The sequence below is a fragment of the Streptomyces sp. NPDC091649 genome (assembly GCF_044756785.1).
GTDB lineage: Bacteria > Actinomycetota > Actinomycetes > Streptomycetales > Streptomycetaceae > Streptomyces.
The window spans coordinates 185706-210075 of the sequence record NZ_JBIVTR010000005.1 but is presented as its reverse complement, the minus strand read 5'-3'; the positions used below and the strand labels follow the sequence as shown (position 1 = coordinate 210075).

Below are 24370 nucleotides of genomic sequence, written 5' to 3'. Positions count from 1 at the left end.
GAACGCTCCAAATGCCCCTGATATGCGGCTACATAAGGGTGCCGCTCGAAGATGAGACTCCTGGGGAGGGGCAATGGATGTGTTGTCGAACGGGTGAATGTGCGCGGGATCGGCCCTGATGTCGGACATCGGGCACGATCCGCCCCTTGGGGTCAGCGCCCGCAGCCCTCCGCGTCCGCCGCCGCCGGGGCGCAGCAGCCCTTGCCCCGCCAGGCGTCCCGGCCCTCCTTGGCCGCGATGACGGCGATGGCGAGGGCGGCGACCGGGTCGGCCCAGGACCAGCCGAGTGCGGCGTTGAGAACCAGCCCGATCAGCAGGACGGCGGAGAGGTAGGTGCACAGCAGGGTCTGCTTCGAGTCCGCGACGGCGGAGGCGGACCCGAGCTCGCGGCCCGCCCGGCGTTGGGCGGCCGACAGGAAGGGCATGATCGCCAGGGAGAGCGCGGCGATGGCGATGCCGAGCGGGGACGGTTCGGCCTCGCCGGTCCCGGTCATCGCCCGGACCGCGTCGACGGCGACGTAGGCGGCGAGGGCGAAGAACGACAGGGCGATGACCCGCAGGGCGGTCCGCTCCCTGGCCTGGCGCACCGCGTGCTCGCGGGCGGAGAACTGCCAGGCGACCGCGGCGGCGGAGGAGACCTCGACGACGGAGTCGAGGCCGAAACCGATCAGTGCGGTGGACGACGCGAGGGTCCCCGCGGTGAGGGCGACGGCCGCCTCGACCACGTTGTAGGCGATGGTCGCCGCCACCAGCAGCCGTATCCGGCGGGCGAGCGCGTCCCCGCGGGCCGGCGAGGGGCCGAGGGAGAGCGTGGTCATCAGCAGCAGCCCTCGGTCTCCGCGTCCGCGCAGGTGCGGTCGGTCTCGACGGCCACCACGGCGGCGCGCAGGTCGTCCAGCGCGCTGCCGAGGCGCGCGTCCGCCAGTTCGTACCGCGTGCGGCGGCCGTCCGGCACGGTGACGACCAGGCCGCAGTCGCGCAGACAGGCCAGGTGGTTGGACAGCCGGGTGCGCGAGATCCCCAGGGAATCGGCCAGGTCGGAGGGGTACGCCGGGGCTTCGCGGAGCGCGAGCAGGAGGCGGCAGCGGGTCGGGTCGGCGAGCGCGCGGCCGAACCGCGCGAGCACCTCGATGTCGGAAGCGACGGTCAGCATGGCATGACAGTACAGCGATGCGTGAATTCAGGAAAGCCTGAACTGTCAGGTGTTCGTTCCGGAGGTCCAGAATCCGGACGGAGGCCCCGATGCGTGCATGTTGTATCTATGCTGTGCGCATGCCTGCCGCGCCCTCCGCCCCCGTACAGTCGCCGACCTCCTCCCTGAAGCGCCCGCCCGCCGCCGAGCGCGTCTACACGCACATCAAGGAAGCGGTCCTGGACCGCCGTTACGAGGGAGGGACGCTGCTCACCGAGGGGGACCTGGCCGACGCGGTCGGCGTCTCCCGGACGCCTGTGCGCGAGGCGCTGCTGCGGCTGGAGGTCGAAGGGCTGATCAAGCTCTACCCGAAGAAGGGCGCGCTCGTCCTCGCCGTCTCCGCCCAGGAGATCAAGGACGTCGTGGAGACCCGGCTGCTGGTCGAGGAGTTCGCGGCGCGCAAGGCCGTGCCCGCGTCGCCGCAGTTGATCGCGCGGCTCGAACAGCTCCTCCAGGAGCAGCGGCGGCTCGCGGAGGACGGGGACCTGGCCGCCGTGGCGGTCAAGGACCGCAGCTTCCACGCCGAGATCGTCAGACACGCCGGCAACGAGATCCTCTCGCGCCTTTACGACCAGCTGCGCGACCGTCAACTGCGGATGGGCGTCGCGGTGATGGAGGCCCACCCCGGCAGGATCGAGGCCAACATCACCGAGCACAGCGAGCTGCTGGAGGCGATCCGGGCCGGGGACGCCGAAGGGGCCGCGCACGTCGTGCGCCGCCACGTCGGACGGGTGCGCGTGCTGGTGCGGGGTGAGGAACGGTGAGTTCGGCCGCCGCCCCCACCCTGTCGCTGCCCGGTGACCCACCCGGCGGCCGTCGGGCCGCCTGGGTGTGGGGCATCGGCGTGGCCGTCTACTTCGTCGCCATCACCTTCCGCACGAGCCTGGGCGTCGCCGGACTCGACGCCGCCGACCGGTTCGACGTCAACGCCTCCGCCCTCTCCACGTTCTCCATCCTCCAGCTCCTCGTCTACGCGGGCATGCAGATACCCGTCGGCCTGATGGTCGACCGGCTCGGCACCAAGAAGGTCCTCACCATCGGGGTCGTCCTGTTCACCGCGGGGCAGCTCGGCTTCGCGCTCTCCCCCTCGTACGGGACGGCGCTGGCGGCGCGGGCGCTGCTCGGCTGCGGTGACGCGATGACGTTCATCAGCGTGCTGCGGCTCGGCAGCCGCTGGTTCCCGGCCCGGCGCGGCCCGCTGATCGGCCAGGTGGCGGCGCTGTTCGGGATGGCGGGCAACCTCGTCTCGACCCTGTTCATCGCACGGGCGCTGCACAGCTACGGCTGGACCACGACGTTCGTCGGCAGCTCGCTGGCCGGCGTCGTGGTGCTGGTGCCGCTCCTGCTGTTCCTCAAGGACCACCCCGAGGGCCACGCGCCGCCGCCGGCCGAGCACGCCGGGGGCGCGTACGTCCGCCGGCAGATCGCCGCCGCCTGGCGGGAGCCCGGCACCCGGCTCGGGATGTGGGTGCACTTCACCACCCAGTTCCCGGCGATGGTGTTCCTGCTGCTGTGGGGGATGCCGTTCCTGGTCGAGGCGCAGGGGCTGAGCCGGGGGACGGCCGGCACGCTGCTCACCCTGGTCGTGCTGTCCAACATGGTGGTGGGACTCGTCTACGGGCAGATCATCGCCCGCCACCACGAGGCCCGGGTCCCCATCGCGCTGGGCACGGTGGCGGCGACGGCGCTGCTCTGGGCGTCCGCGATCTTCTACCCGGCCGACCACACGCCGATGTGGCTGCTGGTCGTCCTGTGCGTCGTGCTCGGCGCCTGCGGGCCGGCGTCGATGGTCGGCTTCGACTTCGCCCGCCCGGCCAACCCGCCCGAGCGTCAGGGCACCGCCTCGGGCATCGTCAACATGGGCGGGTTCATCGCCTCGATGACCACCCTGTTCGCCGTCGGGGTCCTGCTCGACGCCACGGGCGACAACTACCGCGTCGCGTTCGCCTCGGTCTTCGTCCTGGAGGCGTTCGGCGTCACACAGATCCTGCGGCTGCGCCGTCGTGCGGCGCTCAGGGAACGCGAGCACCACGTGGTCAGCCGTGTGGAGGCCGTGCACGTGCCCGCGTAGTCCCCGGACTCAGCCGCGCCCCTTCCCGCTCGCGCTCGGCGGCGCGCCCGTCGCCCACGGAGCGGGACGGACGCCGCCGGGGCGCGGAGCCGGGTGTTACGGGGTGACGGCGAAGTTGTCCAGGATCGCGGTGGCCAGCTCCTGGTCGCCCTCGACCTTGATCCGGTCGGCGACGGCCGTGTGACGCACCCGTCCGCAGGCCAGGCGTACATACGTCTCCCAGTCCAGCGACAGCGTCACCGCGGGGCCCAGCGAGGGCGCGCCGTCCACCGAACCGCGGCCCTCCGCGTCGACCCGCACGGTCCGGAGGAACTCCACCGGCCCGTGCACGTCGAAGACGACCGCCGAATTCGCGGGTGCGCCGGCCCCCTTGGCGACGACCTTCGGCAGCCCGGCGAGCAGCATGTCCCGGGTGATCAGGGCGCCGGGGGAGTCCAGGTTGCCGGGCTGCCCGAGCGTGGCGCGCAGGTCCTGTTCGTGCACCCAGACGTCGAAGGCCCGCAGGTTCAGCGCCGTTTCGAGGGTCTGCTCGGTGCCCAGCGGCGCGCGGACCTTGGTCTCGGGGCCGCGGGACTCGTTGCGGAGCTGCCGGGCCCGGCGGATGAGGACGTACTCCAGCTCGGAGGTGATCTCCGGGGCGGTGTGGTGCCGCCGGACGTCGACCTGCATCTCCATGTAGCGGGCGAAATCGGTCTGTACGTGGTAGAGGTCGCGGGGCAGGGTGTGGATCGGCCGGGGGTCGCCGAGCATCTCGCACTCCATGCCGATGACATGCGACACGATGTCGCGCACCGACCATCCCGGGCAGGGCGTACGGCGGTTCCACTCGCCCTCGGCGAGGGGCTTCACCAGCTCGGCTATCGCCTCGATGGAGTGGGTCGCGGCGTCGGTATAGGGCTGGAGGCTGGGATGGACGGTCACGGGACCCCTCGTGCGGTTCTGCGGTGCATGGGCTGGAGAGCAGGGAGTACCGGCGGGTGGGCCGGCACTGACGGCGCTGTCGGCGGGCTGCGTGGGAGGTTCGACCGGTGGACCCACCGGCGATTGGGGGGCGGCGTCACGGGGCTGGGCACGCGCGTCCGCGGCGTTGTCGTCAATCACCATGGCTCCGCCATGCCTCAATCCTCCGCCTTGCAGCCGCACGCACCCAGCCCCGCTTCTTCTCCCACCCCCCAATCGCCGGTGGTTCCAAGTTACGCTGCGAGCAGGCACCCCGGCAGTGCTTTCGTGTGACGATCGTAGGCCCGTGTTGACGGCTCGAATGCCAGGACGGTGGTAGTGTGCGCGCCTCCCTCATCCAGATCGCAGTGGACCCGGACGAATCCGTCGATGCCCGCAGGGTGCGCGCGGCCTCCTTGGTGGTCGCCCAGCGAGGTGTTGACCTGGTGGTTCTCCCTGAACTCTGGCCAGTTGGAGCATTCGCCTACACCGCCTTCGAGGCGGAGGCCGAGCCGCTTGAGGGCCCCACGCACGAGGTGATGGCGAAGGCCGCCGCCGAGGCCGGGACCTGGCTGCACGCCGGATCTTTCGTCGAACGGGCGGATGACGGCACCCTCTACAACACCAGCCTGGTCTTCTCACCCCGGGGCGAGCGCACGGCCGTCTACCGCAAGATTCACCGCTTCGGCTTCGACCGGGGCGAGGCGGTCATGATGGGCGCGGGCGAGGAATTGGTGACCGTCGCCCTGCCGGACACCACCCTCGGCCTCGCCACCTGTTACGACCTGCGCTTCCCCGAACAGTTCCGGGGGCTCGTCGACGCAGGCGCGGAGACGCTGGTCGTCGCGGCGGGCTGGCCCGAGCGCCGCCGCGCCCACTGGACGCTCCTGGCGCAGGCCCGTGCCGTGGAGAACCAGGCGTACGTCCTGGCCGTCGGGACGGCGGGCACCCACGCCGATGTCCAGCAGGCCGGGCACAGCGTCGTCGTCGACCCGTGGGGCGAGGTACTGGCCAGGGCGGGCGCGGACGAGGAGATTCTGACCGTCGAGCTGGACCCGGCGAAGGTGCGCGCGACCCGGGACCAGTTCCCGGCCCTGAAGGACCGCCGCCTGGGGCTCGCGCCGCCGCTCTGAGAGCTGCCCGTGCGGACGGTCGGGAAGCCCTGTCCACGGTGAGCGCCCTGGCTGCACAGAGCAGCGCCGCATCCACGTTTCACGTGAAACAACGAACTCCCGCCCACGGGCAGGTACGGGGCACGCGGGCGCGGACAGGCGCTCAGTCCTCGTTCTCCTTGTCCGCCAGCACGATCACGGACATCGCCACCGCGATGAGCAGCGCGGTATCGACGTCGTCCCGGACGACGTCGATGCCGTAGGTGTCCCGGATGGTCAGCCAGCGGCGCGAGATCTGGGCCAGCAGTTCGCCGTCGTACTCGATCGCGAACTCGCGGTCCAGGATCCTGCCGCTGACATCCAGCTCCGTGCCGTCCAACAGGGTCACCCGGTAGTGGTTGCGGAGCAGCGACAGCCGCTTGCGCTTGACCTCGGCCAGTTCCTCGCCGCCCCGCTCGATGAGCATCGTGTCGCGCAGGCTGATCAGCTTCTGCCGCAGCTCGACCAGGACGCGGCCGTCGGAGTCCTTCAGCTCGAAGGTGTCGCGCAGCCGCATCGCCTTGCCGTCGACCAGGAAGACCTTGCGGCCCCCGTCGTCCTCGATCCAGTAGTCGTCGCCGATGGCGAACAGCCGCTCACGTACGAGAAGTCTCATGCGCCCCAGGTTCCCCCGGGGTCCGGCGGAATGCGTGCAGGCGGTTGCGGTGTTGACTGGTGTCATGGCAACACGTGCACGGGTCCGCGCCCCCGAACTCATCGGCAAGGGCGGCTGGCTCAATACAGGCGACCAGCAGTACACCCTCGCTGACCTGCGAGGACGCATCGTCATCCTCGACTTCTGGACCTTCTGCTGTGTGAACTGTCTGCATGTCCTGGACGAGCTGCGCGAGCTGGAGGAGAAGCACCGCGACACCGTGGTGATCATCGGCGTCCACTCGCCGAAGTTCGTCCACGAGGCCGAGCACCAGGCCGTCGTCGACGCCGTCGAACGCTACGAGGTCCACCACCCCGTCCTCGACGACCCCGAGCTGGCCACCTGGAAGCAGTACGCCGTACGCGCCTGGCCGACGCTCGTCGTGATCGACCCCGAGGGCTATGTCGTCGCCCAGCACGCGGGCGAGGGCCACGCCCACGCCATCGAGAAGCTCGTCGAGGAGCTGGAGGCGGAACACGCCGCCAAGGGCACGCTCCGCCGGGGCGACGGCCCCTATGTCGCGCCCGAACCCGTCGCCACGCATCTGCGCTTCCCGGGCAAGGCGCTGTTGCTGCCGGACGGCGGCTTCCTCGTCTCCGACACCACCCGCCACCGCCTCGTCGAGCTGGACGCCGACGGCGAGACCGTACGGCGCCACTTCGGCACGGGGGAACGCGGCCTGGCCGACGGCGGACCGGAGACGGCCCGGTTCAGTGAACCGCAGGGGCTCGCGGTGCTCCCGGACGGCCGGGTCGCCGTCGCGGACACCGTCAACCACGCGATCCGCGCGCTCGACCTCACGACCGGGGTGACCAGCACCCTCGCCGGGACCGGCCGCCAGTGGTGGCAGGGAAACCCGACCAGCGGCCCGGCCCACGAGGTGGAACTCTCCTCGCCGTGGGACCTCGCCTGGTTCGGCGACCGGCTCTGGATCGCCATGGCGGGCGTGCACCAACTGTGGACGTACGACCCGGAGAACGGGACCGTGCGCGTCGCCGCCGGGACCACCAACGAGGGCCTCGTCGACGGGCCGGCCGCCGAGGCGTGGTTCGCCCAGCCGTCCGGTCTCGCCGTCTCCGCCGACGGGGAGCGGCTCTGGGTCGCCGACTCCGAGACGTCCTCGCTGCGCTACCTGGACCGCGACGAGCATGTGCACACCGCCGTCGGCACCGGCCTCTTCGACTTCGGGCACCGCGACGGGGCCGCCTCCCAGGCGCTCCTGCAGCACCCGCTCGGCGTGACCGCGCTGCCTGACGGTTCCGTCGCGGTCAGCGACACCTACAACCACGCCCTGCGCCGGTACGACCCGGTCTCCGGCGAGGTCACCACCCTGGCCACCGACCTCCGCGAGCCCAGCGACGCGGTGCTGGCGGACGGCGATCTCGTCGTCGTCGAGTCCGCCCGCCACCGGCTGACCCGGCTCCGGCTGCCCGAAGAGGCGGTCCGGGTCGCCGACCAGGCGCACCGCACCCGGCGCGCGGCCACCGAGATCGCCCCGGGCACCCTCCGGCTCGACGTCGTCTTCCAGGCGCCCGCCGGCCAGAAGCTGGACACCCGCTACGGCCCCTCGACCCGGCTACAGGTCTCCGCCACCCCGCCGGAGCTGCTGGCGGAGGGGGCCGGAACCGGTACGGACCTGGGGCGCGACCTGGTCCTCGCGGACGGGGTCACCGAGGGCGTGCTGCACGTCTCCGCGATGGCGGCGTCCTGCGACGACGATCCGGCCAACGAGTACCCGGCCTGCCACATGCACCAACAGGACTGGGGCGTTCCCGTCCGCGTGACCGCGCAGGGAACGCCCCGGCTGCCGCTGGTGCTGGCGGGCATGGACGAGCAGGGCTGAGGACGGCGGCGGCCGGACCGGCCGCCGAGCGGCGGTCCCGGCCGGGGCGTCGCCCGATGGGCGGAGGCGCTCCCGGCGGCGGGCCGCCGGGGCGTCGCCCGACGGGCGGATCAGAAGTCGTCGGCGCCGTTGCGCAGCTCGTACGTCCAGTAGCCGGTCGCCCACTTCGCCGGGTCGACGGCGATGCCGCCCTTGCCCGGCGCCCTCACCGCGGCCTGGCCGTCGCCGCCCTCCAGCATCACCGAGAAGTCCGTCACCACCTCGTCGTCCTCGTCGACCCCGCCGTCCGAGAGCCGGACCAGCGCGTGGGCGGGAGCACCAGGGGCGAGCACGATGGGCGCCTCCGGCCTGCTCTTGGCGACCGCGGGAACGTCCTCGCGGTGGCTCTCCAGGAACTGGATCCGGGGGTAGCCGCCGATCCGGCAGCTCGTGCCCGAGGTGTTCTTCGCGGTCAGCACGAGGTGGGTGTAGGGCGGGCCGTCCTGGCGGGCGGCGCTGACGGCGACGTCCTTGACGGCGCACAGTCGCGCCGAGGCGGGCGCGGCCCCGGGGGCCTTCTTCACCGTGGCGGAGCCGCCGGCCGTGCCGGAGCCCTTGGGCTCGCCGGCAGTCTGCGCGGTGCCCGTGTCGGTAGCGGTGCTCCGGTCGGTTCCCGTGTCCTTCGCGTCATCGGTGTCCTGCCCCGCCGTCTCCGGTGCGACGGCCGCCGTGGAGCCGCTCGGCGGGGAGCCGGCCGACCTGGTGCCGGTACCGTCGTCACCGCAGGCGGTGAGAGCGAGAGCGAGAACGGCCGTGGTCGTGGCGGCCAGGACGGTGGTGCGGTTGCGGAAGGTACGCACGGAGACTCCCCCGGGAGAGACGGTGAGGCCGACGCCCGGTCAAGACGGCCGCCCCTGAACTTGCTGACAGGGACGACTCTGTCCGCCGCCGCTCACGTATCCCTGCTGTCCCGCTGACGTCGCGCTGACGCCGTGCCGGACCGGCCGGGAGCGCGCTGCCGAGTCCGGCGGCGGGCCCGGCGCCTCCCGAGGCCGCCGGACGGCCGGGGCCCCGCTCTCGGGCGGGGGCCGGCCCCGACCGTGCTCAGCCGTCGTCCGAGAGCCGGCGGAGGGCCTGGTCGTAGCGTCGCCGGTACTCCGTCCGGGCCGTCACCCGCATCAGCGCCTCCAGCGCGCGTACGGCCCCTTCGTCGTAGCCGGCGTCCTCCGCCTCCCGCGCGGCCCGGTCCAGCAGCCCGATGCCTCTCTCCTCGTCACCGAGCGCCAGGTGGGCCTCACCGCAGACGGCCAGCAACAGCGAGCGGCGCGCCGCCTCCTCGTGCTCGGGGCCCAGGGCCAGGGCGGCGCCGGCGGAGGCGAGGGCGTCCGCCGGCCGGTGCGCGGTGAGCTGGAGCCGCGCCAGGTGCTGGAGGGCCAGCATCTCGGTGTGCCGGTCGCCCTCCCGGCGGGACAGCTCCACGGCCCGGAGACACCCCTCCGACGCGGTGCCCAGGTCGCCCAGTTCGGCCTGGACGACGGCCAGGTTGACCAGCGCGGTCGCCTCGCCCAGCGGATCGCCGGCGTCCCGGGCGAGGGCGGGCGAGGGCTCCAGCAGGGCCGCCGCCTCGGCGGTCCGGCCCTCTTCGGCCAGCACCCAGCCCAGCAGCGTGAGAACCCGCGACTCGGCGTACGCGTCCTTCCCGGCGCGGGCCGATTCCAGGGCCAGTTCGAGCAGCGGCGACCAGCTGTCCCGGACCCGGTACACCACCTGCGGCCACTGGAGCAGGATGATCCGCCAGGCCCGGTCGTCCAGCCCCGCGTCCCGGGCCGCGACCGCGGCCAGCGTCAGATCCTCGCGCTCGGCCGCCAGCCACCGCATCGCCTCGGGGCGGCCGGTGAACTCCCGTACGGCGGCGGGCCGCCGGTAGTCGTCCGGGAGCACGAAGCAGGGCTCCCCGCCGGGCTCCGCGGTGTCGGCGGCGGCCAGGGCCGTGGCGATGTAGTGGTCGAGGACGCCGACGAGGGCCTCGCGCCCGGCAGCCGGGTCCAGGCCGCGGGCGTAGAGGCGCACCAGGTCGTGCAGGATCCAGCGGCCGGGGGCCGTCTCGGTGACGAGGTGGGCGGCCGCCAGCCGCTCCAGGGCCGCCGCCGCGACGGCCGGGCCGGTCCCGGCGAGCGCGGCGGCCGTGTACGGGTCGACATGGCCGCCGGGGTGGTGCCCGAGGCGGGCGAGCTGGTGGACGGCCTCGGGCGGCAGGTGCTGGACGGTCAGCCGCAGCGCGGCCGCCACACCGGTGTCGTCCACGTCCAGACAGGCCAGTCGGCCCCGTTCGTCGGCCAGTTCGCCGGCGAACGCGGCGAGCGTCCAGTGGGGCCGCCCGGCCAGCCGGGCGGCGGTGACGCGCAGGGCGAGCGGCAGCCCGCCGCAGAGATCCGCGAGCCGGCGGGCCGCCACGGGCTCGGCGAGGACCCGTTCCTCTCCCAGGACGCCGGAGAGCAGGGCGATGCCGTCGTCGGCCGGAAGCGTGTCCAGCGGGACGGGCCGGGCGGCGTCCGAGGCGATGAGCCCCTCCAGCCGGTGGCGGCTGGTGACCAGCGTGACGCAGTCCGTGCCGCCCGGGAGCAGCGGCCGCACGGTGGCGGAGTCACGGGCGTTGTCGAGGACGACCAGCAGCCCGCGCCGGTCCGTCAGCGATCGGAAGAGCGCGGCGGCGGCGGACACGGACTCCGGGACACGCCGTGGCGGGACGCCGAGCGCGAGCAGGAACTCCCGCAGTACGTCGATGAGCGCGGGTTCCCCGGCCTCGCTGAACCCGCGCAGATCGGCGAAGAGGCGCCCGTCCGGGAAGAGTGCGGGACTGCGGTGCGCCCACTGGAGCGCCAGCGCCGTCTTGCCGACCCCGGCCGGCCCGGTGACCAGGCAGACGGGCGCCTCGCCCGCCGCCGCCCGGGTGAGCGCGGCCAGCTCGGCGGTGCGTCCGTGGAAGCCCCGGGGGGCGCGGGGCAGCAGATCGGCGGAGCGCGGTTCGCCGGCCGGCGGCGGTACGGGCAGCGGACGCGGCGGCGCGGCGGCCGGGGCCTTCGCGGTACCGCTGTCCACGAGGGCGGCGTCAGCGGCCTCCACGGACTCGACGAGGGCCGGCGCGGGTAGCGCGAGGGCGGCGGCGGACGCGGCCGGGGCTGTCCGGGGGGCGTCGGCCGGTCGCGCAGGCCCCTCCTGCGCCGCGGTGTATCCGCGCAGGATGAGGGCGTACGCGTCGGCCAGCTCATGCCCCGGGTCGATCCCGAGCTCGTCGGCGAGGAGCCGCCTCGTACGGTGGAAGCGGTCCAGCGCCTCCGACTGACGGCCCGCCCGGTACAGCGCGAGCATCAGCTCCGCGGCCAGCGGCTCGCGCAGCGGATGCGCCGCCGCCTCCGACGCCAGCAGGGCCGCGGCGCGGTGGTGTTCACCGAGCGTCCCGTAGGCGCGGGCCAGGTGCTCGACCGTCGCCAGCCGCGATTCCTCCAGCGAGTGCGCGGCGGCCCGGAGCGGCGGACCGGCGAAGGCCCCGCTGAGCGCCGGGCCCTGCCACAGCGACAGGGCCTCCTTGAGCATCAGCACGGTGTCGGCGGGGTCGCGCTGTTCCCGGGCCAGCATCAGCAGCTCCTCGAACCGCTGTGAATCCAGCAGGGTCTCCGGCACTCGCAGCAGATAGGCGTCGCCCAGGGTGACCAGCTCCACCCCGTACGCCTCGGCGTCCGCGCCGAGCAGCAGGGCGCGCAGCCGCGACACATGCCCCTGGATGACGCTCCGGGCGTGCAGCGGCGGTGTGTCGTCCCACAGGGAGTCCGTCAGCCGGCCCAGTGAGACGGGCGTGTTGGCGGACAGCAGCAGGGCGGCGAGCAGACTGCGCCGTTTGGCGGGACCGAGCGGCAGCGGTCCGGTGTGTGCTTCGACCGAGACCGTGCCAAGCAGCCGGAACTCCATGAGCGGCTCCCCTTCCGGGCGGGACGCGTCCATGGTGGGGGGCGCGGGATCCGTCCCAGAATATCGGGGGCCCGGTGCGGTGCGGCCGTGCCGGCGGCGGCATCCGGCCGTTGCGGACGTCGGCCGTCGTCGCGGGTCGTCCCGGTGACCGTCGCTCGACGTGGACGTCGACGGTGGTCTTGCCCGTCGTGGCGGTCGTCCAGGGGGCCGTGGCCCGTCGTGCGGGCGTCAACGGCGGGGCCGCGCAACTCTCGCGCGTCCACCGTCGACGGCGGCGCCGTCCGGTGCGCCGGGCGCCCTCAGCGGTAGCGCTGTTCGTCCTCCTGGACGACGGTGGTGGTGGGCGGCACGACCATCCGGCGGCGCCGCGCGATGCTCATGTAGACGAAGACCCCCACGAGGCCGACGAGCATCATGATCCAGCCGACCAGGTCGACGTTGACGGTGTCCATCTGCCAGTCGGTGGCGAACGCCAGGATCGCGCCCGCCCCGATCAGGAGAATGCATCCTCCGAGTCCCATGAATCCAGCCTCCTCGACCGCCCGGTGCGTCCGGGCCGGTGTACGGGTCGCGTACCCGGCCCGGCAACAACCATGTGCGGGGGAGCGGTTGGGCGGCGGATCAGCCCGCGAGGAACGAGGTGAGCGCGTTCGCCAGCAGGTACGGGTCGTCGGCGCCGCACAGCTCACGCGCGCTGTGCATCGAGAGGATCGCCACGCCGATGTCCACGGTCTGGATGCCGTGCCGGGCCGCGGTGATCGGTCCGATCGTGGTGCCGCAGGGCATCGCGTTGTTGGACACGAAGCTCTGCCACGGCACGCCCGCCTTCTCGCAGGCGGCGGCGAACACCGCACGCCCGCTGCCGTCGGTGGCGTACCGCATGTTGACGTTGACCTTGAGGATCGGCCCGCCGTTGGCGACCGGGTGGTGCGTCGGGTCGTGCCGCTCGGCGTAGTTGGGGTGCACGGCGTGGCCGGTGTCGGAGGAGAGGCAGACCGTGCCGGCGAAGGCGCGGGCCCGGTCCTCGTACGTCCCGCCGCGCGCGAACACCGAACGCTCCAGCACCGAGCCCAGCAGCGGCCCGTCGGCCCCGGTGTCGGACTGGGAGCCGTTCTCCTCGTGGTCGAAGGCCGCGAGGACCGGGATGTACGGGATGTCGGCGTCGGGCTGCCCGGAGACGGCGGCCAGGGCGGCGGTCGCCGCGTGGACCGAGAGCAGGTTGTCCATCCGGGGACCGGCCACCAGCTCCCGGTCCCGGCCCAGGTAGGAGGGCGGTTCGATGGCGTGGGGCATCAGGTCCCAGCCGGTGACGTCCTCGGCGTCGACGCCCGCCTCCTCGGCGACGAAGCGGATCAGGTCGCCCTCCTCGACGTCGCCGAGGCCCCAGATCGGCTGCATGTGCTTCTGCCGGTCGAGCTTGAGCCCCTCGGTGTTGGCCGACCGGTCCAGGTGCACGGCCAGCTGCGGCACCCGCAGCAGCGCCCGGTCGATGTTGACCAGCCGGTGGGTGCCGTCCCGCAGGGAGATCCGCCCGGCCAGGCCCAGGTCCCGGTCGAGCCAGGTGTTCAGCAGGGTGCCGCCGTAGACCTCGACGGCGATCTGGCGCCAGCCGTGGGCCCCGGTGTCGGGCAGCGGCTTCACCCGCAGGTTCGGGGAGTCGGTGTGCGCCCCGGCGATCCGGAACGGGGTGTGCGCGGCCGCGCCCTCCGGCACGTACCAGGCGACGATCGCCCCGCCGCGCAGCACGTACTTCCCGCCGGCCGACGCGTCCCAGGCAGCGGTCTCCTCGACCTGCCGGAAGCCGGCCTCCTCCAGCCGTGCGGCGGCGTTCGCCACGGCGTGGTACGGGGACGGGCTGGCCGCCAGGAAGGACATCAGGTCATCGGTGTGCGCACGGTCGAACCGGAGAGGGGAACTCATGTTCTTCACTGTAACGAGGACCCGGGGTCCGGTATCCGGTGACCGGGGAGTTCGGTCGCCGACGCGGGGAGATTCCGCTGCGGAGCCACGAGAGCCGGGCCCCCGTCGACCGGCCGTGCACTCGGCGTACCCGGCCGGTACGACAGTGCCGCCACCCCGAACGAATTCCGGGTGGCGGCACTGACGGACGTAACCGACCGGGCGAGATCCTAGAACGCGGCCTCGTCCAGCTCCATCAGCGAGTTGTCGATCGACTCCGCGAGCGCGCGCTCGGTCGAGACGCCCGGCAGGACGTTCGCGGCGAAGAACTTCGCGGCGGCGATCTTGCCCTGGTAGAAGGGGACGTCCTTGGCGGAGGCGGTCGGCAGCTTCTCGGCCGCCACGGCCGCGCCCTTGAGGAGCAGGTAGCCGACGACGACATCGCCGGAGGCCATCAGCAGGCGGGTCGTGTTGAGGCCCACCTTGTAGATGTTCTTGACGTCCTCGCCGGTCGCCGTGAGGTCGGTGATCATCGTGCCGACGATCGCCTCCAGGTCCACGGCGGCCTTGGCGAGCGAGTCCAGCGCCGGGGCCAGCTCCTCGTTGCCCTGGGCTCCCGCGAGGAACTTCTTGATCTCCTCGGAGAGCGTGTTGAGCGACGCGCCCTGGTCGCGGACGATCTTCCGGAAGAAGAAGTCCTGGCCCTGGATCGCCGTGGTGCCCTCATAGAGGGTGTCGATCTTGGCGTCCCGGATGTACTGCTCGACCGGGTACTCCTGGAGGTAGCCGGAGCCGCCGAAGGTCTGGAGCGACTGCGCGAGCTGCTCGTAGGACTTCTCGGAGCCGTAGCCCTTCACGATCGGCAGCAGCAGGTCGTTGAGGCCGTTCAGCGCCTTGGCGTCCTCGCCCGCGGCCTCCTTCTCCTGGATCGCGTCCTGGACCGAGGCGGTGTAGAGCACGAGGGAGCGCATGCCCTCGGCGTACGCCTTCTGGGTCATGAGCGAGCGGCGCACGTCGGGGTGGTGCGTGATGGTGACCTTGGGCGCCGTCTTGTCCATGAAGTTCGCCAGGTCCGGTCCCTGGACACGCTCCTTGGCGTACTCCAGGGCGTTCAGGTAGCCCGCGGAGAGGGCGGCGATGGCCTTCGTGCCGACCATCATGCGGGCGAACTCGATGATGCGGAACATCTGGCGGATGCCGTCGTGCTTGTCGCCGATCAGCCAGCCCTTGGCGGGGTGCTGGTCACCGAACGTCATCTCGCAGGTGTTCGAAGCCTTGAGGCCCATCTTGTGCTCGACGTTCGTCGCGTACACGCCGTTGCGCTCGCCCAGCTCGCCGGTGGTCCAGTCGAAGTGGAACTTCGGGACCATGAAGAGCGAGAGGCCCTTGGTGCCGGGGCCGGCGCCCTCGGGGCGGGCCAGCACGTAGTGGAGGATGTTCTCGGACATGTCGTGCTCGCCCGAGGTGATGAAGCGCTTCACACCCTCGATGTGCCAGGAGCCGTCCTCCTGCCGCACGGCCTTCGTCCGCCCGGCGCCCACGTCCGAGCCGGCGTCCGGCTCGGTCAGCACCATCGTCGAGCCCCACTGCTTCTCGACGGCGATCTCGGCGATCTTCTTCTGCTCCTCGTTGCCCTCCTCGAAGAGGATGCCGGCGAACGCCGGACCGGAGGAGTACATCCACACGGCCGGGTTCGCGCCGAGCAGCAGCTCCGCGTAGCCCCAGATCAGGGAGCGGGGCGAGGTGGTGCCGCCGATCTCCTCGGGGAGGCCCAGACGCCAGTACTCGGAGTCCATGAACGCCTGGTACGACTTCTTGAAGCTCGCCGGGACCGGGGCGGTCTTGGTCTCCGGGTCGAAGACCGGCGGGTTGCGGTCGGCGTCGGCGTAGGAGTCGGCGAGCTCGTTCTCCGCGAGGCGCGCGATCTCGTCCAGGATGCTCTTCGCGGTGTCGACGTCCATCTCACCGAACGGACCGGTGCCGTACACCTTGTCGCGCCCGAGGACCTCGAAGAGGTTGAACTCGACGTCGCGGAGATTCGACTTGTAGTGCCCCATGGGAAGGCTCCGTAATCAATAGCAGTGGCGCACAGCGCCCCGGGGAGTGATGCGGGTCGGGCGACAGGCAGGCGTGGGTCCATCAGCTGACCCCTACGATGATGCTACCCGTCAGTAATAAGGCGCAACCCCTCAAGCCGCAGATGTGTCCGATTACTCTTTGCTGCATGTACGGCTACGACCAGAACCCTGGTGCTCAGCAGCAGATGGGTCAGATGGGCCAGACGGGTCAGATGGGCGGCGGCTACGGGGAGCAGCCGCTGTATCCCGAACCGTCGCCGCCCTCCCTGTCCGACGCGGTACGGGCCTTCACCACCGGCTCCCTCTCCGCCGAGGACTTCCAGCAGATCTTCGCCACGTCGAAGGTCTACTGTCCGCGCGGCGACAACCCCGGCTTCCTCGCGCTGCACAACACGCAGCAGCCGGTGATCCCGATGTTCACCACGCTCAAGGAGCTGCGGAGGTACGCGGGCAAGGAGTCCAAGTACTTCGTGATCACCGGTGCGGAGGTGATCGACCTGCTGCCGACGGGCTACGGCTTCGTCCTGGACATGGAGGGCGATCACCGGATGGTCTTCGACGCCAAGGCCGTCGAGCAGATGGTCGACTTCGCGATGCGCCGGATGTACGGCTAGGGCGTGTCCCGCGGGCCGCCGGCCCGCGCTTTCGACGAACGGCCGAGGGTCCGTGCCAGGAGTGGCGCGGGCCCTTCTCGCTGCCGTGGGCGCCTCTGGCCCCCGTCGCCCGTGCCCGGGGCCGGCCTCGTGCCGGGACCTTCCTCGGGGCGCCTGTGCCGGGCCCTCGTCGTGCCCTGTTCCGCGGTCGGGGCCTGTCCGGGAATGCGCGACGCCTTGCCGAATGTTCATCGTTCAACTAAATTGATCGCAGAACACTCCCCCGGAGGTGGCTTCCATGCCCGCAGTGACTGTCGACAACCCGCTGACCCTGCCCAAGGTGGCCGCTTCGGGTGACGCCGCCGCGCGTCCCGTGCTCACCGTCACGACCGCGCCGAGCGGATTCGAGGGCGAGGGCTTTCCCGTCCGCCGCGCCTTCGCGGGGATCAGCTACCGGCACCTCGACCCGTTCATCATGATGGACCAGATGGGTGAGGTGGACTACGGAGCCGGCGAGCCGAAGGGGACTCCGTGGCACCCGCACCGCGGGTTCGAGACCGTCACGTACCTGATCGACGGGTCCTTCATCCACCAGGACTCCAACGGCGGCGGCGGCACCATCGAGAACGGCGACACCCAGTGGATGACCGCCGGCTCGGGCCTGCTGCACATCGAGGCCCCGCCGGAGTCGCTGGTCATGTCCGGCGGGCTCTTCCACGGCCTCCAGCTCTGGGTGAACCTGCCCAGGTCGGACAAGATGATGGCCCCGCGCTACCAGGACATCCGCGGTGGCGAGGTCCAGCTCCTCACCTCCCCCGACGGCGGGGCACTCCTCCGGGTCATCGCCGGTGAACTCGACGGCCACCAGGGCCCCGGCATCACCCACACCCCGATCACGATGATCCACGCCACCGTCCGGCCCGGCGCCGAGGTGACCCTGCCGTGGCGCGAGGACTTCAACGGCCTCGCGTACGTCCTGGCCGGGCGCGGCACGGTCGGCGCGGAGCGGCGGCCGGTCACCATGGGCCAGACGGCGGTGTTCGGGGCCGGCGGTTCGCTGACCGTCCGCGCCGACGAGCGGCAGGACGGCAACACCCCCGACCTGGAGGTCGTGCTCCTCGGCGGCCGCCCGATCCGGGAGCCGATGGCGCACTACGGACCCTTCGTGATGAACACGCAGGCCGAGCTGCAGCAGGCGTTCGAGGACTTCCAGGCCGGGCGCCTGGGCACGGTCCCCGCGGTCCACGGCATGTGATCACCCGGGCAGGGCCCGGCAGTCACGGCGGCGCGTCCGGCCTTGTGCACCGCGCAGGTGGTCGCACGGGGCCCGGCCCGCCGCCGTTCCTCGTTCCCCGGTCCCTGCGGCCCCCCGGCGCCGCGCCCACGAGGTGACGCGGCGTCACTCGTCCGGGGGCGACGGACGGGACAGCCGCCGCGCCCCGTGGTCGGGTGGGGAGGTGCCCGCATCCCCGCCCCTCCTTCCCGAGCGCGCCCGTCGTGCGGCCGCCTGGTGCGGAGTCGTCCTGCTCGTCGTGGGCGTCGCCGCCGTCGGGATCTGGCTGGTCGTCGTCCTCAAGACCGCGGTCACCCCGGTGCTGCTGGCCCTCCTCGGCACCGCGCTGCTGGGGCCGGTCCACCGGTGGCTGACCGCCCGCAGGCTCAACCGGTCGCTGGCCGCCGGGCTGACCTGCGCGGCCCTCGTCGCGGTGGTCGGCGGCGCCGGGTACATCGTGGTGGCCGCCCTCGTCGACTCCGGCGCGCAGATCGTCGCCTCGCTGAAGGAGGCCGGTCAGTGGGTCGTCGACCACCTGGACATCGCCGGGACCACGGATGTCGACGACCTGGCCGACAACGTCGGGAACCTGGCCGAGAAGTTCGGGGCGAGCGCGGCGGGGGGTCTGCTCAGCGGCATCAGCCTGATCGGTTCGCTGGTGGCGACGAGTGTGCTGGCGCTGCTGTTGACGTTCTTCTTCCTGCGCGACTCGGACCGGGCGGTGAACCTGGCCCACTCGGTGGCCCCGCGCGGCACCGGAGACCTGGTGGAGGCCATGGGGCGCCGGGCGTTCGAGGCCGTCGAGGGATTCATGCGCGGCACCACGTTCATCGCCCTGATCGACGCCGTGTGCATCACGGTCGGCCTGCTGGTCCTGGACGTTCCCGGGGCGGTGGGGCTCGGCGCGCTGGTGTTCGTCGGCGCCTACATCCCGTACCTCGGTGCGTTCCTCTCCGGCGCGGTGGCGGTCCTGGTCGCCCTGGCCGACCGGGGGTTCGTGATCGCCCTGTGGGCGCTGGGGGTGGTGCTCGCGGTCCAGGTGCTGGAGGGCCATGTGCTCCAGCCGATGATCCAGAGCCGTACGGTCCAGATGCACCCCGCCATGATCATGATCACCTTGACGGCGGGAGCGAGCGTGGCGGGCCTGCTCGGCATGCTGCTGGCCGTGCCCCTGTGCGCGGCGGCCTTCGGCGTCCTGGGCGAGCTGCGCAGAGGCCCCGGCGGCGGTTCCGGCGCGACCGCTCCTGCTTCCGGTCCGCCCGGCGGCGGTCCGGGCCCCGGCCCGACCGGTGGTTCCGGAGCTTCCGGCGGTCCCGGCCCGGCAGGCGGCGGCTCCGGCCGGTTCGGGGGCCCCGGCCCCGGAGCTTCCGGCGGCCACGCCGTCCCGTAGGGCTGGTCACGCCGTCCCGCAGGGCTCCGGAATCAGACGTCCACCGACTCGCCCGCCCCCACCGGCTCCCCCGCCCCCTCCGAACCCGCCGGCCCGCCGGGCGCCCCGGGTCTGTCCGGCCGGTCCGACTCGTGCAGTTCGAACCAGATGGACTTCCCCTCCCCGCGCGGGTCCACCCCCCACGTGTCCGCCAGCATCTCCATCAGCATCAGGCCCCGCCCGCTGGACGCCATCTCGCCCGGCCGCCGTTTGTGCGGCAGTTCGTCACTGGCGTCCGCGACCTCGACGCGCAGCCGCCGCTCCCCCTGCCCGCCGGAGACCTCCGCCATCATCAGCGCGTCCCCGTCCGTGTGGACGAGCACGTTGGTGGCCATCTCGGAGACCATCAGAACCGCCGAGTCGACCTGATCGGGATCGCTCCAGTCGTGCAGCAACTCGCGCACGAGCTGCCGGCCGACCGCGATCCGCTCGGGTTCGGCCTGCGCGATGGTCAGAACGCTCCGGCGCGCCGGAGTCACCCGGGCGGAGGTGCTCTCGCGGCGCAGCACCAGGACCGCGATGTCGTCCTCCCGCCGGTCCGCGAGCGGCCCCGTCGTGTAGTGGGAGGCCGGGCCGTGCACGGCCTGGACCAGGGCGTCGGCCAGCTGCTCCAGGTCCTCGGCCGGCTGTTCCAGGACCGGGCGCAGCCGGGTCCAGCCGGTGGCCATGTCGTGCCCGCCGGTCTCGATGAGGCCGTCCGTGCACAGCATGATCGTTTCGCCGGGCTCCAGGACCACCCGGGTGGTGGGGTAGTCGGAGTCCGTCTCGATGCCGAGCGGCAGCCCGCCGGCCGTCTGCCGGATCACCGCGGTTCCGTCGGCGCTGATCACCACCGGGTCGGGGTGGCCCGCGCGGGCGATGTCCAGGGTCCCGGTCTCCGGGTCCACCTCCGCGTACAGACAGGTCGCGAAGCGCGCCGTCGCCGGTTCCGCGTCGCCCTCGACGCTTTCGTACGCGTCGGTGAGCCCGGACAGGAAGCGCGAGGCCCGGGAGAGCACCGCGTCCGGACGGTGCCCCTCGGAGGCGTAGGCGCGCAGGGCGATGCGGAGCTGGCCCATCAGTCCGGCCGCCCGCACGTCATGGCCCTGGACGTCGCCGATGACCAGGGCGATGCGGCCGTTGGGCAGCGGGATCATGTCGTACCAGTCGCCGCCCACCTGGAGCCCGCCGCCGGTCGGCACGTACCGCGCGGCGACCGTCATGCCGGGGATCTCCGGGCCCAGGGTCGGCATCATCGAGCGCTGGAGTCCGAGCGACAGCTCGCGCTCCGTCTCGGCCACCCCGGCCCGGGCGAGCGCCTGGGCCAGCATGCGGGCGACCGTCGAGAGCACCGCGCGCTCGTCCGGGGTGAACGCCACCGGATGCCGGAACCCGGCCATCCAGGCGCCCATCGTGCGGCCGGAGGACACCAGCGGCAGGAAGGCCCAGGACTGCCGCCCGAAGCGACGGGCGAGCGGCCAGGTGGCCGGATAGCGGCGGCGGTAGTCGTCGGGGGAGGGGAGGTAGATCGCGCGGCCGGTGCGCACGACCTCGGCGGCCGGGTAGTCGGTCTCCAGGGGCATGTCGGTGAACGGCTCCTCGTCCCCCGTGGTGTGCCCGTGGTGCCCGATGATCGTCAGCCGCTCCCCGGCGGAGCCGAAGACCGCGAGACCGTCCGGGGAGAAGCCCGGCATGGACAGCGACCCGGCGACCCGCAGGACCTCGGCGGTGGACCGGGCCTCGGCCAGCGCGCGTCCGGCGTCCAGCAGGAACGCCTCCCGGGAGCGCCGCCAGTCCCCGGTGATCGGCGTGTGGGCGGCGTCGGTGGAGCCGGGCTGCGGCTCGGCGACCTCCTGGAGCGTGCCGAAGAGGACGTAGCTCCCGGTGTCCCGGCCCGGCGGGACGACCGGCTTGGAGCGGCTGCGCACGGTACGGAGGACCTGGCCGCGCTCGTCCACGATCCGCAGCCGCGCCTCGGCGAGGGTGCCCTCGGCGACGGCGAGGTTCACCACCGCGTAGATCTCGTTCCAGTCGACCGGGTGGAAGCAGGAGCGCACGGCGGACTCGCGGTAGCTGCCGGGCTCGGGAGGCAGACCGATCAGCCGGGCCGCCTCCGCGTCGAGCGTGACCGTGCCGGCTGTGTTGTCCCAGCGCCACAGGCCCGTCGCGATCGCGGCCAGGACTTCCTCGGTGCGCATTGCCCCACTTTAGGAAGATGTGTTCGGTCGACGCCACCGAGGGACCGCCACCTGCCCCGGCGGCCGGGCGGCGGCCGGGCGGCGGCCGGGCGGCGGTCGGGCGGCGGTCGCGGCGGAAAGGGAAATGAAGCGTCCCGTCCCCGGGCGGTAGCCTGGGGACGCTCGATCCACCTCCAGGGGCCCTGATCCGCCGGGCACCCCCGAACCGCGAAGACTGGATGAACGACGATGCATCGGTACAGGTCCCACACCTGCGGCGAGCTCCGCGCCTCTGACGTCGGCACCGACGTCCGGCTGAGCGGCTGGCTGCACAATCGCCGAGACCTGGGTGGCATCCTCTTCATCGATCTGCGCGACCACTACGGTCTGGTGCAGCTCGTCGCCCGCCCCGGCACCCCCGGCAACGAGGCACTGGCGAAGCTCACCAAGGAGACCGTCGTCCGGATCGACGGAAAGGTCTCCGCGCGCGGCGCCGACAACGTCAACCCGGAGCTGCCGACCGGCGAGATCGAGATCGAGGTCGCCGAGGTCGAGGTGCTCGGTGAGGCCGGTCCGCTGCCCTTCACGATCAACACCGAGGACGGCGTCAACGAGGAGCGGCGGCTGGAGTACCGCTTCCTCGACCTGCGCCGCGAGCGCATGCACCGCAACATCATGCTGCGCTCGGCCGTGATCGCGTCCATCCGCTCCAAGATGGTGGCCCTCGGCTTCAACGAGATGGCGACCCCGATCCTCACCGCGACCTCCCCCGAGGGCGCCCGTGACTTCGTCGTCCCGTCCCGGCTGAACCCCGGCAAGTTCTACGCCCTGCCGCAGGCCCCGCAGCAGTTCAAGCAGCTGCTGATGATCTCGGGCTTCGACCGCTACTTCCAGATCGCGCCCTGCTTCCGCGACGAGGACGCCCGCGCGGACCGCTCGCCGGGCGAGTTCTACCAGCTCGACGTCGAGATGTCCTTCGTCGAGCAGGAGGACGTCTTCCAGCCGATCGAGAAGCTGATGACCGAGCTCTTCACCGAGTTCGGCAACGGCCGCGAGGTCACCTCGCCGTTCCCGCGCATCCCGTTCCGCGAGTCGATGCTGAAGTACGGCAACGACAAGCCGGACCTGCGCGCCAAGCTGGAGCTCGTCGACATCTCGGACGTCTTCGCCGACTCCGGGTTCAAGGCGTTCGCCGGCAAGCACGTCCGCGCGCTGCCGGTCCCGGACACCGCTGGCCAGTCCCGGAAGTTCTTCGACGGCCTCGGTGAGTACGCCGTCGAGCACGGCGCCAAGGGCCTGGCCTGGGTGCGTGTGGGCGAGGACGGCACGCTGGCCGGTCCGATCGCCAAGTTCCTCACCGAGACCGACGTCAAGACGCTCACCGAGCGCCTCTCGCTGGTCCCGGGCCACGCCGTCTTCTTCGGCGCCGGGGAGTTCGACGAGGTCTCCAAGATCATGTCGGCCGTCCGGGTGGAGGCCGCCAAGCGCGCAGGCCACTTCGAGGAGGGCGTCTTCCGGTTCTGCTGGATCGTCGACTTCCCGATGTACGAGAAGGACGAGGAGACCGGCAGGATCGACTTCTCGCACAACCCCTTCTCGATGCCTCAGGGCGGCCTGGCCGACCTGGAGGAGAAGGACCCGCTGGACATCCTCGCCTGGCAGTACGACATCGTCTGCAACGGCATCGAGCTGTCCTCCGGCGCCATCCGGAACCACGAGCCCGAGCTGATGCTCAAGGCTTTCGAGATCGCCGGTTACGACCGCGAGACCGTCGAGCACGAGTTCGCGGGCATGCTCCGCGCGTTCCGCCTCGGCGCCCCGCCGCACGGCGGCATCGCCCCGGGCGTCGACCGCATCGTGATGCTGCTCGCCGACGAGCCGAACATCCGCGAGACGATCGCCTTCCCGCTCAACGGCAACGCCCAGGACCTGATGATGGGCGCCCCGACCGAGCTGGACGAGACCCGTCTGCGCGAGCTGAACATCCAGCTGCGCAAGCCGGTCGCCGCGAAGGGCGCGTCGGAGAAGTCCCCGGAGAAGCCCGCGGAGAAGTAGTCCGCACGGCCCCGCTCTGCGGATGTTTCACGTGAAACAGCCCCCGATCACCCGATCGGGGGCTGTTTCGTTGCCCACAGGGGAGAGCCGGGGGCGGCAGGGGGCGACGTGGTACAGCCGGATGGCCCCGGTTCGGGTTCGGCCGGGCCGGGCCCGGCAAAGACTGGCAGCGAGACACCCCTCTCGCACCCCGTCCTGCCGAGCCGCGCCGTCCGCCGCCATCCGAGGAGCCCGCCACCGTGTCCGTCCCGCGCCGCCCGCCCGCCCTGCTCGCCGCACCGCTCCTCGCCCTGGCCCTGATGCTCGCAGGCTGCTCCTCCGACACCGCTCCCGTGAAATCCCCCGTCGGAGCCCCGGGGCAGGGCGCGGCGGGCCCGCAGTCCGACGCGGCGCCGGGACTCCGGGCCTCACCGGCCACCTCTCCCGCGCCGCGCCCCGCCGAGATTCCGGGCCTGGGACCCGAGACCCGCGCGGCGATTCCCGCGGGAGCCCGGCAGGCGTTCGTCGTGACCGGCGAGGAGGCCGACGCCAACCAGTCCAGCGCCGTCCTGTACAGCCGCGAGGACACCGCGCGGGGCTGGCGGCCGGTCGCGGGGCCCTGGCCCGCGCACAACGGCATGGAGGGCTGGACCGACCACCACGTGGCGGGCGATCTGCGGTCCCCCACGGGCGTCTACCCGCTCACCGACGCGGGCGGCCGGCTCCCCGACCCGGGAGCGCTGCTCCCGTACGACGAGCACCCCCGGTTCGCGGTGGACGGTGAGGGCTTCTTCGGAGAGCCGCTGGAGGGCTCCTTCGACTACGTCGTCGCGATCAACTACAACCGCACGGCAGGCGTCAGCCCCCTGGACCGCACCCGCCCGCTCGGCCTCGGACGCGGCGGAGGCATCTGGGTCCACGTGGACCACGGCGGCCCGACCCAGGGCTGCGTCTCCGTCCCGGAGAAACACATGGTGGAACTCCTGCGCACCCTGGACCCGGCCAAGAAGCCGGTGATCGTCATGGGGGACGCGGAGTCGCTGGGGCGGTGAGACGGGTGGTCGCTGAACCGCTCAAGAGCTGGGTGCGCTGACCCGGAGCCGGAACGAGGG

Annotated in this window: 19 protein-coding genes; 9 read left to right on the top strand and 10 right to left on the bottom strand. The window is 72.4% G+C overall.

Going from position 1 to position 24370, the window contains the following annotated elements; translation table 11 throughout:
• Positions 1–152: 152 nt before the first annotated feature.
• Positions 153–818: a cation transporter gene (locus tag ACIQMU_RS12525; protein WP_352239298.1), complete on the bottom strand. Its 666-nt coding sequence runs from the start codon at positions 816–818 to the stop codon at positions 153–155.
• Positions 818–1153 (bottom strand): metalloregulator ArsR/SmtB family transcription factor, encoded by a 336-nt coding sequence (locus ACIQMU_RS12520; RefSeq protein ID WP_356726813.1) that lies wholly within the window; start codon positions 1151–1153, stop codon positions 818–820. Before ACIQMU_RS12520 ends, ACIQMU_RS12525 begins: the two co-directional genes overlap by 1 nt.
• Positions 1154–1272: 119 nt before the next feature.
• Here ACIQMU_RS12520 and ACIQMU_RS12515 point away from each other — a divergent pair, with 119 nt between their 5' ends.
• Both ACIQMU_RS12515 and ACIQMU_RS12510 read left to right on the top strand, forming a co-directional pair.
• Positions 1273–1956: a GntR family transcriptional regulator gene (locus ACIQMU_RS12515; RefSeq protein ID WP_352239300.1), complete on the top strand. Its 684-nt coding sequence runs from the start codon at positions 1273–1275 to the stop codon at positions 1954–1956.
• Entirely contained in the window at positions 1953–3263 is a 1311-nt protein-coding gene (locus ACIQMU_RS12510) for an MFS transporter (protein WP_352239301.1), read from the top strand. Before ACIQMU_RS12515 ends, ACIQMU_RS12510 begins: the two co-directional genes overlap by 4 nt.
• A gap of 96 nt (positions 3264–3359) precedes the next feature.
• Here ACIQMU_RS12510 and ACIQMU_RS12505 read toward each other — a convergent pair whose 3' ends face one another.
• Positions 3360–4184, bottom strand: coding sequence for a maleylpyruvate isomerase family mycothiol-dependent enzyme (locus ACIQMU_RS12505; RefSeq protein WP_352239302.1), 825 nt, complete (start codon positions 4182–4184; stop codon positions 3360–3362).
• Positions 4185–4543: 359 nt separating this feature from the next.
• Here ACIQMU_RS12505 and ACIQMU_RS12500 point away from each other — a divergent pair, with 359 nt between their 5' ends.
• Positions 4544–5335, top strand: a complete 792-nt coding sequence (locus ACIQMU_RS12500) for a carbon-nitrogen family hydrolase (RefSeq protein ID WP_402688826.1) — start codon at positions 4544–4546, stop codon at positions 5333–5335.
• Positions 5336–5477: 142 nt separating this feature from the next.
• Here the strand turns inward: ACIQMU_RS12500 and ACIQMU_RS12495 are convergent, their stop codons facing one another.
• A complete protein-coding gene (locus ACIQMU_RS12495; protein ID WP_402688825.1) occupies positions 5478–5969 on the bottom strand; it encodes an LURP-one-related/scramblase family protein in 492 nt (163 codons plus the stop codon).
• A 64-nt stretch (positions 5970–6033) separates the two neighbouring features.
• On the opposite strand from ACIQMU_RS12495, the gene ACIQMU_RS12490 reads away from it, so the two are divergent.
• Positions 6034–7851 carry an NHL domain-containing thioredoxin family protein gene (locus ACIQMU_RS12490; protein ID WP_402688824.1) on the top strand — a complete coding sequence of 606 codons (1818 nt, stop codon included), beginning with the start codon at positions 6034–6036 and terminating at the stop codon, positions 7849–7851.
• Positions 7852–7961: 110 nt separating this feature from the next.
• Here the strand turns inward: ACIQMU_RS12490 and ACIQMU_RS12485 are convergent, their stop codons facing one another.
• From ACIQMU_RS12485 to ACIQMU_RS12465, 5 genes are all read right to left on the bottom strand, one after another.
• On the bottom strand, positions 7962–8690 hold the full coding sequence (locus tag ACIQMU_RS12485; RefSeq protein WP_352239306.1) for a DUF4232 domain-containing protein: 729 nt from the start codon (positions 8688–8690) through the stop codon (positions 7962–7964).
• A gap of 244 nt (positions 8691–8934) precedes the next feature.
• Positions 8935–11796 carry a BTAD domain-containing putative transcriptional regulator gene (locus ACIQMU_RS12480; RefSeq protein WP_402688823.1) on the bottom strand — a complete coding sequence of 954 codons (2862 nt, stop codon included), beginning with the start codon at positions 11794–11796 and terminating at the stop codon, positions 8935–8937.
• Between the two features lie 299 nt (positions 11797–12095).
• Complete coding sequence (locus ACIQMU_RS12475) at positions 12096–12317, bottom strand: DUF6458 family protein (RefSeq protein WP_352239308.1); 222 nt, start codon at positions 12315–12317, stop codon at positions 12096–12098.
• Positions 12318–12417: 100 nt separating this feature from the next.
• On the bottom strand, positions 12418–13716 hold the full coding sequence (locus ACIQMU_RS12470; protein ID WP_352239309.1) for a M18 family aminopeptidase: 1299 nt from the start codon (positions 13714–13716) through the stop codon (positions 12418–12420).
• A 209-nt stretch (positions 13717–13925) separates the two neighbouring features.
• Positions 13926–15752 carry an acyl-CoA dehydrogenase gene (locus ACIQMU_RS12465; RefSeq protein ID WP_352239310.1) on the bottom strand — a complete coding sequence of 609 codons (1827 nt, stop codon included), beginning with the start codon at positions 15750–15752 and terminating at the stop codon, positions 13926–13928.
• Between the two features lie 167 nt (positions 15753–15919).
• Here ACIQMU_RS12465 and ACIQMU_RS12460 point away from each other — a divergent pair, with 167 nt between their 5' ends.
• From ACIQMU_RS12460 to ACIQMU_RS12450, 3 genes are all read left to right on the top strand, one after another.
• On the top strand, positions 15920–16387 hold the full coding sequence (locus ACIQMU_RS12460; RefSeq protein WP_352239311.1) for an SseB family protein: 468 nt from the start codon (positions 15920–15922) through the stop codon (positions 16385–16387).
• 277 nt (positions 16388–16664) lie between these two features.
• Positions 16665–17621 (top strand): pirin family protein, encoded by a 957-nt coding sequence (locus ACIQMU_RS12455; RefSeq protein WP_402688822.1) that lies wholly within the window; start codon positions 16665–16667, stop codon positions 17619–17621.
• 202 nt (positions 17622–17823) lie between these two features.
• Entirely contained in the window at positions 17824–19029 is a 1206-nt protein-coding gene (locus ACIQMU_RS12450) for an AI-2E family transporter (RefSeq protein ID WP_402688821.1), read from the top strand.
• Between the two features lie 32 nt (positions 19030–19061).
• Here the strand turns inward: ACIQMU_RS12450 and ACIQMU_RS12445 are convergent, their stop codons facing one another.
• Positions 19062–21245 (bottom strand): SpoIIE family protein phosphatase, encoded by a 2184-nt coding sequence (locus ACIQMU_RS12445; RefSeq protein ID WP_352239313.1) that lies wholly within the window; start codon positions 21243–21245, stop codon positions 19062–19064.
• Positions 21246–21473: 228 nt separating this feature from the next.
• Here ACIQMU_RS12445 and aspS point away from each other — a divergent pair, with 228 nt between their 5' ends.
• Together aspS and ACIQMU_RS12435 are read left to right on the top strand one after the other, a co-directional pair.
• Complete coding sequence (aspS, locus tag ACIQMU_RS12440; RefSeq protein ID WP_352239314.1) at positions 21474–23279, top strand: aspartate--tRNA ligase; 1806 nt, start codon at positions 21474–21476, stop codon at positions 23277–23279.
• A gap of 239 nt (positions 23280–23518) precedes the next feature.
• Positions 23519–24310 (top strand): L,D-transpeptidase family protein, encoded by a 792-nt coding sequence (locus tag ACIQMU_RS12435; RefSeq protein WP_352239315.1) that lies wholly within the window; start codon positions 23519–23521, stop codon positions 24308–24310.
• Positions 24311–24370 lie beyond the last annotated feature (60 nt).

Excerpts from the sequence above, each read along its gene's own strand:
- ACIQMU_RS12525 (WP_352239298.1), bottom strand. The coding sequence starts at position 818 with ATGACCACGCTCTCCCTCGGCCCCTCGCCGGCCCGCGGGGACGCGCTC.
- ACIQMU_RS12460 (WP_352239311.1), top strand. The coding sequence starts at position 15,920 with ATGTACGGCTACGACCAGAACCCTGGTGCTCAGCAGCAGATGGGTCAG.
- ACIQMU_RS12455 (WP_402688822.1), top strand. The coding sequence starts at position 16,665 with ATGCCCGCAGTGACTGTCGACAACCCGCTGACCCTGCCCAAGGTGGCC.
- ACIQMU_RS12470 (WP_352239309.1), bottom strand. The coding sequence starts at position 13,716 with ATGAGTTCCCCTCTCCGGTTCGACCGTGCGCACACCGATGACCTGATG.
- ACIQMU_RS12495 (WP_402688825.1), bottom strand. The coding sequence starts at position 5,969 with ATGAGACTTCTCGTACGTGAGCGGCTGTTCGCCATCGGCGACGACTAC.
- ACIQMU_RS12520 (WP_356726813.1), bottom strand. The coding sequence starts at position 1,153 with ATGCTGACCGTCGCTTCCGACATCGAGGTGCTCGCGCGGTTCGGCCGC.
- ACIQMU_RS12480 (WP_402688823.1), bottom strand. The coding sequence starts at position 11,796 with ATGGAGTTCCGGCTGCTTGGCACGGTCTCGGTCGAAGCACACACCGGA.
- ACIQMU_RS12465 (WP_352239310.1), bottom strand. The coding sequence starts at position 15,752 with ATGGGGCACTACAAGTCGAATCTCCGCGACGTCGAGTTCAACCTCTTC.
- ACIQMU_RS12515 (WP_352239300.1), top strand. The coding sequence starts at position 1,273 with ATGCCTGCCGCGCCCTCCGCCCCCGTACAGTCGCCGACCTCCTCCCTG.
- ACIQMU_RS12475 (WP_352239308.1), bottom strand. The coding sequence starts at position 12,317 with ATGGGACTCGGAGGATGCATTCTCCTGATCGGGGCGGGCGCGATCCTG.
- ACIQMU_RS12490 (WP_402688824.1), top strand. The coding sequence starts at position 6,034 with ATGGCAACACGTGCACGGGTCCGCGCCCCCGAACTCATCGGCAAGGGC.
- ACIQMU_RS12445 (WP_352239313.1), bottom strand. The coding sequence starts at position 21,245 with ATGCGCACCGAGGAAGTCCTGGCCGCGATCGCGACGGGCCTGTGGCGC.
- aspS (WP_352239314.1), top strand. The coding sequence starts at position 21,474 with ATGCATCGGTACAGGTCCCACACCTGCGGCGAGCTCCGCGCCTCTGAC.